The sequence below is a fragment of the Stenotrophomonas sp. PS02298 genome (assembly GCF_029959445.1).
Classification (GTDB): Bacteria; Pseudomonadota; Gammaproteobacteria; order Xanthomonadales; family Xanthomonadaceae; genus Stenotrophomonas.
In genome coordinates, this window is the sequence record NZ_JASCOR010000134.1 from 1 (window position 1) to 12,086 (window position 12,086).

10 protein-coding genes are annotated in these 12,086 nt (G+C 62.4%); 3 read left to right on the forward strand and 7 right to left on the reverse strand.

Annotated elements, in window-relative coordinates:
- Positions 1-435: 435 nt before the first annotated feature.
- Positions 436-702, reverse strand: coding sequence for a hypothetical protein (locus QMX78_RS16455; protein ID WP_282271537.1), 267 nt, complete (start codon positions 700-702; stop codon positions 436-438).
- A 286-nt stretch (positions 703-988) separates the two neighbouring features.
- A complete protein-coding gene (gene aceE, locus QMX78_RS16460; RefSeq protein WP_282271539.1) occupies positions 989-3,676 on the reverse strand; it encodes a pyruvate dehydrogenase (acetyl-transferring), homodimeric type in 2,688 nt (895 codons plus the stop codon).
- A gap of 395 nt (positions 3,677-4,071) precedes the next feature.
- On the opposite strand from aceE, the gene QMX78_RS16465 reads away from it, so the two are divergent.
- Together QMX78_RS16465 and QMX78_RS16470 are read left to right on the forward strand one after the other, a co-directional pair.
- Positions 4,072-4,569 carry a PadR family transcriptional regulator gene (locus tag QMX78_RS16465; RefSeq protein ID WP_282271541.1) on the forward strand — a complete coding sequence of 166 codons (498 nt, stop codon included), beginning with the start codon at positions 4,072-4,074 and terminating at the stop codon, positions 4,567-4,569.
- An 87-nt stretch (positions 4,570-4,656) separates the two neighbouring features.
- Positions 4,657-5,445 (forward strand): siderophore-interacting protein, encoded by a 789-nt coding sequence (locus QMX78_RS16470; protein WP_282271544.1) that lies wholly within the window; start codon positions 4,657-4,659, stop codon positions 5,443-5,445.
- 261 nt (positions 5,446-5,706) lie between these two features.
- On the opposite strand, the gene QMX78_RS16475 is transcribed toward QMX78_RS16470, so the two are convergent.
- Complete coding sequence (locus QMX78_RS16475; RefSeq protein WP_282271546.1) at positions 5,707-6,468, reverse strand: hypothetical protein; 762 nt, start codon at positions 6,466-6,468, stop codon at positions 5,707-5,709.
- 52 nt (positions 6,469-6,520) lie between these two features.
- Positions 6,521-7,528 (reverse strand): linear amide C-N hydrolase, encoded by a 1,008-nt coding sequence (locus QMX78_RS16480; RefSeq protein WP_343239291.1) that lies wholly within the window; start codon positions 7,526-7,528, stop codon positions 6,521-6,523.
- A gap of 214 nt (positions 7,529-7,742) precedes the next feature.
- Between QMX78_RS16480 and QMX78_RS16485 the strand changes: the two genes are divergently transcribed.
- On the forward strand, positions 7,743-8,069 hold the full coding sequence (locus QMX78_RS16485; protein WP_282271550.1) for a hypothetical protein: 327 nt from the start codon (positions 7,743-7,745) through the stop codon (positions 8,067-8,069).
- Positions 8,070-8,183: 114 nt separating this feature from the next.
- On the opposite strand, the gene dcp is transcribed toward QMX78_RS16485, so the two are convergent.
- From dcp to arfB, 3 genes are all read right to left on the reverse strand, one after another.
- Positions 8,184-10,343 (reverse strand): peptidyl-dipeptidase Dcp, encoded by a 2,160-nt coding sequence (dcp, locus tag QMX78_RS16490; RefSeq protein WP_282271555.1) that lies wholly within the window; start codon positions 10,341-10,343, stop codon positions 8,184-8,186.
- A 106-nt stretch (positions 10,344-10,449) separates the two neighbouring features.
- Positions 10,450-11,052 (reverse strand): lysophospholipid acyltransferase family protein, encoded by a 603-nt coding sequence (locus QMX78_RS16495; protein ID WP_282271557.1) that lies wholly within the window; start codon positions 11,050-11,052, stop codon positions 10,450-10,452.
- A gap of 3 nt (positions 11,053-11,055) precedes the next feature.
- A complete protein-coding gene (gene arfB, locus QMX78_RS16500; RefSeq protein WP_282271559.1) occupies positions 11,056-11,487 on the reverse strand; it encodes an alternative ribosome rescue aminoacyl-tRNA hydrolase ArfB in 432 nt (143 codons plus the stop codon).
- Positions 11,488-12,086 lie beyond the last annotated feature (599 nt).

Sequence of the window (12,086 nt, forward strand, 5' to 3'; positions counted from 1 at the left end):
CAGCAAACGATGGACCTTACCCATCCGTGATTGGAAGGCAGCCCTGAACCGATTTACCATCCAGTTTGAGGGGCGGCTCCCTCAGCTGTAACCCGAATCCCGTTTACACAAAAATCTGCACACGCTCAATGTCGCCGGGACGAAAATTTACTTCCCCCTGTCTCTGGTTAGAACGAATGCATAAGCAATCTGTCTCCCGCCCGCAAATTGGACGAAATCGTTCGTAGAGATTTGGTCGGCCGCGGCCAACAAGAGCCAGAGAGTAATTAACCTAACTCTGACCCCTATTTTCTCTGACCCCTATTTTTTCCTATTTTCTCAGCAGACAGGGGCCAGAGAGGAATCAACCTGACCCTGACCCATTTTTCGCCCCTTTTTTTGGGCCCCTATTTTCCCGAATCCTAGTCTGCCCCTGCTCCCACCCCTGCCCATCGATCATTTCGAATATCTCGAAAACACCTTTTTTGCCAGATCTAGTATTGATGTCGACTGACGCTCTAGCTGAATATCCAAGCCGTTCACAAAAGATCTGACACTATCGGATATCAGAGCGTCCTGCCTAAACATAGAATGCGCTTCCATCGCATTTTGCATCGACTGCACGAACAGGCGCGCCCGATCAATCCTCAACTGCAGCTTGTCAATTCTACTAGGAGCAAGTGCACCAACCTGGTAAATCTGGCCAGACAATCGCTCAATCATGTCGTAATCCGTACCAGCAGGCATCACAGTTCCGGGAATTACAAGATCGATATACGCAAACTGGCTACAGAGATGCCCAACATAGTAATCGAAAGCGTCCGTCGTTCTAACGTACACCGAAGGTAAAACATTCTCGGTCCTGAGAGTATTCCTCAATCTCTTCCATGAGAATCGCTGTCGCCGCTTCCTTCGCTGCATCGGCGTTCATAGCTTTATCCCTGCTGTTTATAAGAAGAAGGCCGCAATGAGCGGCCTTCTAAAGGTTTGGTGACTGACACGCGGAAAATCAAACCCCAACAGGGTTAGCCTTCTCCGGATCAATCCCATACTGCTTGATAGCCCGGGCAACATCCTTCGCCGTCATCTTGCCGTCCTTCGCCAACGCCGCAATGGCCGCATGCGCGATGTAGTAACGGTCAACCTCGAAGAAGCGACGCAGGTTGGCACGCGTGTCCGAACGGCCGAAGCCGTCCGTGCCCAGTACCGAGTAGGTAGCCGGCACGAAGGCGCGGATCTGGTCGGTGTAGGCGCGCACGTAGTCGGTTGCGGCGATGACCGGGCCCTGGCGGCCTTCCAGCAGCTCGGTGACGTACGGCTTGCGCGGTTCGGCTTCCGGGTGCAGGCGGTTCCAGCGCTCGGCATCGAAACCATCGCGACGCAGTTCGTTGAAGCTCGGGCAGCTCCAGATGTCGGCGGTGACGCCGAAATCCTTGTCCAGCAGTTCGGCCGCTGCAATGGCTTCACGCAGGATGGTGCCGCTGCCCAGCAGCTGCACGCGCAGCTCGCCCTTCTTCGGCTTGCCGGCGTCGGTGAGCAAGTACATGCCCTTGATGATGCCTTCGGCTGCGCCTTCCGGCATGGCCGGGTGGGCGTAGTTCTCGTTCATCAGGGTGATGTAGTAGTACTCGTCGATCTGGTCTTCCATCATGGCCTTGGTGCCGTGCTGGAGGATGACGGTGACTTCGAAACCGAAGGTCGGGTCGTAGCTGCGCACGTTCGGGATGCCGCCAGCAACGATATGGCTGAAGCCATCTTCGTGCTGCAGGCCTTCGCCGTTCAGCGTGGTGCGGCCGGCGGTACCGCCGAGCAGGAAGCCGCGGGTACGCATGTCCGCTGCCTGCCAGGCGATGTCGCCAATGCGCTGGAAGCCGAACATCGAGTAGTAGATGTAGAACGGCAGCATCGGCACGTTACTGACCGAGTAGCTGGTACCGGCCGCCATCCACGAGGACATGGCACCCGGCTCGCTGATGCCCTGCTGCAGCACCTGGCCACTCTGGTCTTCGCGGTAGTACATGAGCTGGTCGGCGTCGACCGGCTTGTACTTCTGGCCGTACGGGGCATAGATGCCGATCTGGCGGAACAGGCCTTCCATGCCAAAGGTGCGCGCTTCGTCGGCGACGATCGGCACCAGGCGCGGGCCCAGCTCCTTGTCACGCAGGCTGATGTTCAGCGTCTGCACGAAAGCCATGGTGGTGGAATAGGTGCGCTCGCCGGATTCCTTGAGCAGGCGCTCGTAGGTTTCCAGCTTCGGTGCGACGAAGGACTTGTCGGCTTTCTGGCGACGCTGCGGCAGGTAGCCGCCCATCGCAGCGCGACGCTCCTGCAGGTACTTCACTTCCGGCGAATCCGGGCCCGGGTGGTAGAACGGCACCTGGCCGTCCTTGAGCTGCTCGTCGGTGACCGGGATGTTGAAGCGGTCGCGGAAATGGCGGACCGATTCGTCGTCCAGCTTCTTGGTCTGGTGGGTGGGGTTGAGCGCTTCGCCAGCGCTGCCCATGCCGTAGCCCTTGACCGTCTTGGCCAGGATCACGGTCGGCATGCCCTTGGTGTTCACGGCCTGGTGGTAGGCGGCGTACACCTTGTGCGGGTCGTGGCCGCCACGGTTCAGGCGCCAGATGTCGTCGTCGGACAGGCCGGCAACCATCGCTGCGGTTTCCGGGTACTTGCCGAAGAAATGCTCGCGCGTATACGCGCCGCCGAAGGCCTTGCAGTTCTGGTATTCGCCGTCGACGGTTTCCATCATCAGCTTCTTCAGGACGCCATTGGTGTCCTTGGCCAGCAGGGCATCCCAGTAACCGCCCCACAGCAGCTTGATCACGTTCCAGCCGCCGCCACGGAACACGCCTTCCAGTTCCTGGATGATCTTGCCGTTGCCGCGCACCGGGCCATCAAGGCGCTGCAGGTTGCAGTTGACGACGAAGATGAGGTTGTCGAGGCCTTCGCGACCAGCCAGGGCGATCGCGCCCAGGGTTTCCGGCTCGTCCGACTCGCCGTCGCCGATGAAGCACCACACCTTGCGGTCGCTCTTCTCGATCAGGCCGCGGTTTTCCAGGTAACGCAGGAACTGCGCCTGATAGATGGCAGCCAGCGGGCCCAGGCCCATCGACACGGTCGGGGTCTGCCAGTAATCCGGCATCAACCACGGGTGCGGGTACGACGACAGACCGCCGCCGTCCACTTCCATGCGGAACTTGTCCAGCTGCTGCTCGCTGATGCGGCCTTCCAGGTAGGAACGCGCATAGATGCCCGGGGCGCTGTGGCCCTGGATGAACAGCAGGTCGCCCGGGTGGTTGTCGCTGGGCGCGCGCCAGAAGTGGTTGAAGCCCACGTCATAGAGCGTGGCGCCCGATGCGAACGAGGCGATGTGGCCGCCCAGGTCGCCCGGCTTGCGGTTGGCGCGCACGACGGTGGCCATTGCGTTCCAACGGATGATGGAACGAATGCGCCATTCCAGTTCCGCATTGCCGGGGCTCTTGGCTTCCAGCTGCGGCTCGATGGTGTTGACGTATTCGGTGGTGGGGGAGAACGGCAGGAACGCGCCCGAGCGACGGGTCAGTTCAACCATGCCTTCCAGCAACTGATGTGCGCGCTCGGGGCCCTCGACATCGATAACGGCCTTCAACGACTCGATCCACTCCTGGGTTTCCAGGGGATTCGTGTCGTTATCAAGCATCTCGTTCAACCAGTTCATTAGCGCTCCCAGTTACTGCACGCACGCGCGCGCTTGTCATTATTTTGAGCCGTAAAGTGTAGCGCACCCGGTACCTTGCCAAGCTGGCTACGCATGCGTATGGAGCGGCAAAAGCCAGTGTCTGCAAGACAGTTCGCGACAGTTCTCATGCGCCCACTAGGACAGCCGGAGACAGCTTCCGCACCCCTTCCAACACCCTTAATGGCGCTAAACATGGGGCGAAATTGCCATCTGCCGGGATCAGCCCGATGACAGCGGGGCCAGCGAACGGCCCCACCACCCACCAGGAATGCCCATCTTGCTGGTCTGCACCGTCCCATGGGAGGCGCTGCCATTTGCGCCGGAAGAGTTTTCGATATATCGTTTTGCGCAAATTCGATATATCGAAAACCTCAATGACCAGCCCGGAACCCCGCCGCTCCCCCACCCCGCGCCCCTTGGGCCGTGGCGATCTGCGCCTGTTGCTGCTGTCCCTGATCGGCGAGCAACCGCGCCACGGCTATGAGCTGATCCAGCAGATCAGCGAGATGTTCGTGCGCGTCTACACGCCCAGCGCGGGCTCGGTGTATCCGCTGCTGGCCGATTTCGAGAAGCAGCGCTGGGTAAGCGCCGAGGAAGACGGCGGGCGCAAGCGCTACCACATCACCAACCTTGGCCAGACCCAACTCAAGCTGCGCGCCGAGGACGTGGAAACCGCACGCATGCGCGCCCGCCACAACTCGCGCGTGATCGCCAGGGAAAGCCTGCCGGCGCCGCTACGCGATGCCATGCACCAGTTCACCCACTCGTTGATGTTGCGCAAAGGCGATTGGCAGGACGCCGATGTCGCGCGCATCGCCAGTTTGATTGCAGAGGCGACCGCGCTGGTACAGCAGCAGTCGCAGGAAAACTGATTCGCACCACCGTTATTCACTACGACCCAGCCAGAGCGATCCAGCCACGGTCTCCCGGCCTTGCCGACACTGACCCCAGGTACCCCCATGTCACAGCATGAAACCCAATTGATCCGCATGACCCCGCGTTTCCGCCAGCTGCAGGTAGTGCACACGGAACGTTTGACCCCGAACATGCAGCGCATCGTCGTAGGCGGCGATGCGCTGGAAGGTTTTGACAGCCGCTCACCGGATGACCACGTGAAGCTGTTCTTCGCCAATGCCGAAGGCGAATTTGTATTGCCGGAACTTACCGAACAGGGCCCGCGCTATCCGGAAGGCAAGCAGCCTTCACCGGCGCGCGATTACACGCCGCGTTTCTACGATGCCGATGCTGGGGAGCTGGTGCTGGACTTCGTGCTGCATGGTGATGGCCCGGCCACGAGCTGGGCAGCCAACGCGAAGGTTGGCGACGCGTTGGTGGTTGCCGGCCCGCGTGGTTCGCATGTGGTGGCTGATGATTTCGACTGCTATGTACTGATTGGTGATGAGACGGCGTTGCCGGCGATCGCGCGGCGCTTGGAAGAGCTGCCGGAAGGTGCGGTGGCCGAGGTGTTCATCGAGATCCCGGAAGAAGGTGACCGGCAGCCGCTGGAGAGCGCGGCGCAGGTGACTGTGTCGTGGTTCGAGCGCAATGGCTTTGATGCGGCCAGCAGTACCTTGCTGGAGGACGCGCTGGTGGATTTCGAGCAGCCTGATGGTGATACGCACTACTGGATTGCCACCGAGTCCAAGCGTGCGCGCATGATGCGCAAGTTTGTGGAAGGGCATTTGCAGGTGCCGAAGGAATGGATTCGCGCGACCGGGTATTGGAAGGCGGATCCGAACGAGGTGTAGTGCCGAGCCATGCTCGGCAGAGGCTTTCCCGGTGAGGCTCCAGCCGAGCATGGCTCGGCTCTACACGGTCAAAAGCTACCCCTCCCCAGCCCTCCCCTTCGCTGCGCGAAAGGGAGGGGGCGAAGATTTGCCCCTCCCCTTTGGCGTAGCCAAGGGGTAGGTTGGGAGGGGGTGGGTTTGCTTTGGGCTTTCGGGGTTGCTGCTCAGAGCACCCCTCCCTAACCCTCCCCTTGGCCTTCGGCCAAAGGGAGGGGACTAAAGCTATTGCCCTGCGCCGAAACGGTAGGTCACACCCAGCATCGGGCCGGACAGGGACACGTCCAGGCGCTTGCCCTTGTCGCGGTAATCCAGGCTCTGGTGGCGGTAGCCCATCGATACGAACAAGTTATCCGTCGCCTGGTAGTTGGCCAGCGCCAACAGCTGCCAGGTCGAATCCGAACCCACACCAAAGCCGCCTACATCCACATAGGCAATGCTGCTCCAGCGCGGGCTCAGCGTCTGCCGCCAGCGCACGCCGGCAATCGGGTCGACGAAGGTGGAATCCGAACGCGCCGATCCCAGGCCCGGCACGTTCACCGCTGCATTGATGTCCCAGTAACGCGCGCCGGCCAACAGGTCGATGCCGGTACGCTCGTTCGCCGACCAGGCATAGCCTGCAGTTACCGTTGCCGAGGTCTGCTTCACCTTCAGGTTCGCTGCCAGGCCAATCGGCAGCGGCGTCGAATCGGAAGTGGATGCATGGGTGAAATCGGCCTGCAACACGAAGTTGCCACGGCGTGCGGTGCCGGTGATGAAGGCGGCGGCATCGAGGCTGTCCATCAGCTCGGAGAAGGACTTGTGCACATCCGCCGTCGGTGCGCTGCGGAACGGCCTTACCTGCCCTTCCATGCTGCTCATCCACACATAAGGTGTGGCCTGGAAGCGCCAGCTGTCGTCGTTGTCGTTGTTCTGTGCGTGCGCGAGCGGCATGCAGCCAATTGCCAACAGCAGGCACAGGTATTTGCGGGTGAATCGGGTTTTCATTGAAGCTCCATATGATGCGTGCCCGCTTGCACGGGCACGCCGATTGCTTGCCTTATACGCCCAGGAAACGGAAGGGCTTGGCGTCCTTGAACTGGGCGTTGGCTTCACCCGAGTAGATGGTGCGCTGCTGGTTGCCAAGGTCCAGACGCTTCACCTTGCCGCGCTCGCTGAAATCAATCTTCTTCAGGTCCACCCAGAACACATTGGGTGCCAGCGCGGATTCGAAGTAGTAGCGCATGCGCGACTGGTCGGAGACCGTGCGCCAGCGCGTCGAGGAAATATTCGGCTGGTCCGGGGTGGTGATGCCGTACGGCACCGATACATTGCGGATCACGCCGAACACGCTGGCAGTGGATTCCACCGGGTCGGTCGACTTGGGAATGGCGTCGATATAGAAGGCAGCGCGCGCGAAGCGATCCGAAGCACGGTTGGTGCCCGGCAACATCACCGTGCCGCCGATCTGCCGCCAATAGGTTTCCAGTGCCAGCTGCTCTTCGAAGATCGGCGAGTTGGTCATCACCTTGTAGTCGCGGCTGTGATGGATGACCTGCTTGCCCTTGATGTACTCGATGATGGCGCTGTCGCCACTGGCATCGGAGATGGACAGGTGCAAGGTGGCCAGGCGCTGCTCGCCGGGCGCTGCATCGCTGACCAGGGTGAAGGGCTCGGCGCTCAGTACCTTCACCGCTTCCTCGACGGTGGCGAAGTTGTCGAGCATGTACTGCGTCCACACCGAAATGGCCAGGCCGGGCTTGCCGCTGTTGCGCTCGGGATATTCGGACTCGGCCAACCACAGCAGGTTGGCGACCAGGCCGGCTTCGTTCATGCCGTCGGTGGTGGAGATGTCGTAAGCGCTGGCAATGACGCTGCCGTAGCGCGAGGTCCACTTCAGCGTGTCCGGGCCGGTCTCGCCGGTGCGCTGCATGCCGCGCGGGAACATCCACAGATGGGTGCCGGTATCGATCTTGTAGTCCATCGAACGGCCGGTAAAGATTTCATTGCCGGCGCCGTGGTAGACGAAACGGGTGCAGGCATCGGCCTCGGACTGCACGCCTGCCATACCGAAAAGTACGGTGGCACAGGCGGCAATGATGGATCGCTTGGCTGATTTCATGGGGTAGCTTCCTTTGCTGGATCAGGTCAGAGATGCAATCGGAATGATCCTAACAACCATTCATTGTCCTATCGCGACTTGGTTGGCAGTCCTGCAAAACAGCAACCAGACAATTGGCCGCTGCTATGCTCAGCGCATATTCGAACGGAGGAACTGCCCCATGCCTCAAATCACACCGCATTACACCGCTGCCATCCTCCGCCCGCTGCTGACCGCCGGCCTGCTGAGCATCGCCCTGGGCGGTTGCCTGAGTGCGCCACCGCTTAGCGACGATCCCGATTTCGGCCGCTGCAGCGATGCCTCCGTGCAATGGGCGGTGGGCACGGTGAATGACGAAGCCACCGTGCGTCGCCTGAAGGCCGAGAGCGGTGCAGGCCTGGTCAATCCGATCAGCCCGACCACCATCGTCTCCCGCGATATCCGCCAGGATCGCCTGCGCGTTTATACCGACGCCAACAACGTCATCACCAAGGTGCGCTGCGAGTAACACCAGCGCGCTGCAGCCTGCAGCACCGCACGCGCACAAACACGAACGGCAGGGTTTCCCCTGCCGTTCGTCGTTTCACATGCTCACAAGTGCGAGCGCTTGTTCCAAGGCCGCTTACTTCAAGCCGCGGTTGTGCAGCAGCGGCTCGACACTCGGGTCCTTGCCGCGGAAATCGCGGTAGGCCGTCGCCAGGTCACGGGTATTGCCGATCGACAGGATCTTGTCGCGGAACACCTGGCCGTTCTCACGGGTCAGGCCACCGTTCTCCTTGAACCACTCGAAGGCATCGTGGTCGATCATCTCCGCCCAGAAGTAGGCGTAGTAACCGGCCGAGTAGCCGCCGCCCCAGATATGGTCGAAGTAGCTGCTGCGGTAACGCGGCGGCACCTGGGCCAGGTCCACCTTGTAGCGCTTCAGCGCATCGGCTTCGAACTTGTCCACGTCCTGCAACGGTGCATCAGCGCCCTGCGTATGCCAGGCCAGGTCGAGCAGCGCTGCCGACAGGTATTCGGTGGTCATGTAGCCCTGGTTGAAGGTCTTGGCCTTGGCGATCTTGTCGACCAGCTCCTGCGGCATCGCTGCCTTGGTCTGGTAGTGCTTGGCGTAGTTGGCGAACACCTTCGGGTCCGAAGCCCAGTGCTCGTTGAACTGCGACGGGAACTCGACGAAGTCACGCGGCACGCCGGTGCCGGCCACGCTCGGGTACTTGGTGTTGGAGAACATGCCGTGCAGGGCATGGCCGAACTCGTGGAACATGGTGGTCACGTCGTCCCAGCTCAGCAGTGCGGGCTGGCCGGCGGCAGGCTTGGTGAAGTTGCTGACGTTGTAGACCACCGGCTTGGTGCCGGTCAGGCCGTCCTGCTCGACGAACACGTCCATCCAGGCGCCACCGGACTTGCTGTCGCGCTTGAAGAAGTCGGCGTAGAACAGCGCCAGCGGCTGGCCGTTGGCATCGGTGACTTCAAACACGCGCACGTCCGGGTGATAGACCGGCAGGTCCTTGCGCTCCTTGAAGGTCAGGCCGTAGAGCTGGTTGGCGGCGTAGAAAACGCCGTTCTGCAGCACGTTGTCCAGCTCGAAGTAGGGCTTGATCTGCGACTCGTCCAGGTCGTACTTGGCCTTGCGCACCTGCTCGGCGTAGAAGTCCCAATCCGATGCGGAGGCCTTGAAGCCACCCTTCTGTGCGTCGATCACCTTCTGGATCTCGGCCAGCTCACCGCGCGCCTTGGCAGTGGCCGCCGGCACGGTGTCGGTCAGCAGCTTGAGCGCATGCTCCGGCGTCTGCGCCATCTGGTCGGTGAGGTTGTAGGCGGCGTAGTTCGGGAAGCCGAGCAACTTGGCCTTGGCCGCACGCAGCTGGGCCAGTCGCTGGATGATGGCGCGGGTGTCGTTGGCATCACCGTGCTCGGTGCGGGTCTCCGAGGCCTGCAGCACCTTGGCGCGCACGTCGCGGTCCTGCAGCGAGCCGAGTGCCGGCTGCTGGGTGGTGTTCTGCAGGCTCAGCACCCACTTGCCGTCGAGCTTGCGGCCCTTGGCAGCGTCTTCGGCGGCGGCGATGTCGCCATCGGACAGGCCGGCCAGCTGCGCCTTGTCATCGATGACCACCGCACCGGCGGCGGTGGCCGCGACCAGCTTGTTGTGGAAGTCGTTGGACAGGGTGGCTTCTTCGGCGTTGTACTGCTTCAGCGTTTCCTTGTCGGTATCGCTGAGCTCGGCACCGGCCTTGACGAAGCCCTTGTAGGTCTCCTCGACCACGCGCAGCTGCTCGGCGTCCAGGCCGGCTTCGGCGCGGCCGTCATAGATGCTCTTGATGCGTGCGAACAGCTTGGCATCGAGGTGGATGGCATCACCATGCGCGGCCAGCTTGGGCACCACGTCTTCCTGGATCTTCTGCCGCTCCGGGTTGGTATCGGCCTGCACCACGCTGAAGAACACGCGGCTGACGCGGTCCAGGATGGCGCCGGACTTCTCCATCGGCAGCAAGGTGTTGTCGAAGGTGGCCGGCTGGGTGTTGTCGGTGATCTGCTTGATCTCGGCCAGCTGCTGGCGCATGCCTTCCTCGAAGGCCGGCAGGTAATCGCCGTCCTTGATCTTGTCGAAGGCCGGCGCCTGGAACGGCAGCGAGCTGACAGTCATGAACGGGTTGGTGGAGGCATCGCCCGGCTTGGCGGCCTCCGCAGGTGCATTGGCGGTCACGGGGGCAGTGGACTCCTTGCCAGAACAGGCGGCCAGCGCAAGGCTGATGGCGGCGGCCAGAACAACGGTACGCGACATGAAACGGCTCCTTGGGAACGGGCTTCGAACAGCCCATCACCCTACTCCGTTCCCCTGTGAGCGGCATGTGCCGATGGTGGCGCCAAGCCGCGCCGGACGCGGCGGCTCAGCCGCTGCCGCGGTTGCGGCCCATCCATTGCCGGTACCACTGGCGAACGGCAGCCATGTCGGCCACGTCATCGCCGGTCGTATGGAACACCGGCCCGAAGCCGATGACTTTTTCCGGGTAATGGAAATAGGCGGGGATGATGGGCACATCGGCCATGCGCGCGATCTTCAGGAAACCGCCCTTCCATTCAGTCACCGGCTTGCGCGTGCCTTCCGGCGCCAGCGCATACCAGATCTGCTCGCTGTCACGGATCATCGCCACCGCCTGGCCCACCGTGCCCTGCGGCGAACTGCGGTCCAGCGGCACCACGCCCATGCGCCGCAGCACCAGGCTCAGCGGCCACCAGAACAGCTTGTCCTTGCCAAGGATGCGGGCTTCAAGGCCCAAGGCCATCTTTGCCGCCAGCCCCCACAGGCCATCCCAGTTGGACGAATGCGGCGCGGCGATCACCACCGCCTTGGCCAGGTCCGGAACCGGCCCGCGGATGTGCCAGCCGCCCAGACGCAGCACGCTGCGCCCAAGCCAACGGCTGAAGGCGGCGCCTTTGCGCTGCGGGACGGCGGCAGGAACAACCGGAACGGTCGGTGGCGTGTTGCTCAAGCACTACTCCCAATTACGTGTGGAACGGCCGCGCTTGACCTGCGCGCGCTCCTTTTTCTGATCCAGCCGGCGCAGCTTGGAGCCGTAGGTGGGCTTGGTCGCCACCCGTGGCTTGGGCACACTCAGGCTGGACTGGATGAAGCTGGCAAGGCGTTCGCGTGCATCCTGGCGGTTGCGATCCTGGGTGCGGAAGCGTTGCGCGTCGATCACCAGCACGCCTTCGCTGGTCACCCGGCGGTCGCGGCGGGCGAGCAGGCGTTCGCGCAGTGGTTCAGGCAGGGACGGCGAGCCGGCGATGTCGAAACGCAGTTCCACCGCGGTGGAGACCTTGTTGACGTTCTGCCCGCCCGCGCCGGACGCACGCACGAAGCGCTCGACGATCTCCGTTTCCGGTATCGCCAATCGTTCCGAGATTTCAATCTGCTCCGTCGCCATCGGCGCATTGTAAGGGCTGTGGCGGTTTTAGCCGCCTCCTGGCGAAAGACGCAGCGCAGTCATCGGCTATCCCCTTGCGCGCGGCTGTTGCCCCCTCCCTTGCGCGTCGCGCAGAGGAGGGAGCTCAAGCAAGAGCACCCCTCCCCAGCCCTCCCCTTTGCTGCGCAAAAGGGAGGGAGCGAAGCGTGCACTCGCGTTAGGACTACGGGCGCGCAGCCATCTGCCCCCTCCCTTGCGCGGAGCGCAGGGGTGGGTTGGGGAGGGGTGCCTTTCGCGGCTGGCTTTGAGTGCTTGCGCTGGCTCTGAGTACAGCGGCTTGTGGGCTGGATTTTGCTGGGCGGCTGGAGTTTTAGAAGCACCCCTCACCAACCCTCCCCTTTGCTGCGCAAAAGGGAGGGAGCGAAGCGTGCACTCGCGTTAGGACTACGGGCGCGCAGGCATCTGCCCCCTCCCTTGCGCGGAGCGCAGGGGAGGGTTGGGGAGGGGTGCCTTTCGCGGCTGGGTTTTGCTGCGTGGCTGGAGCTTTAGAAGCACCCCTCCCCGGCCCTCCCCTGCGCTGCGCGCCAGGGAGGGGGCCCAGCCCACGCCAAAGGGAGGGG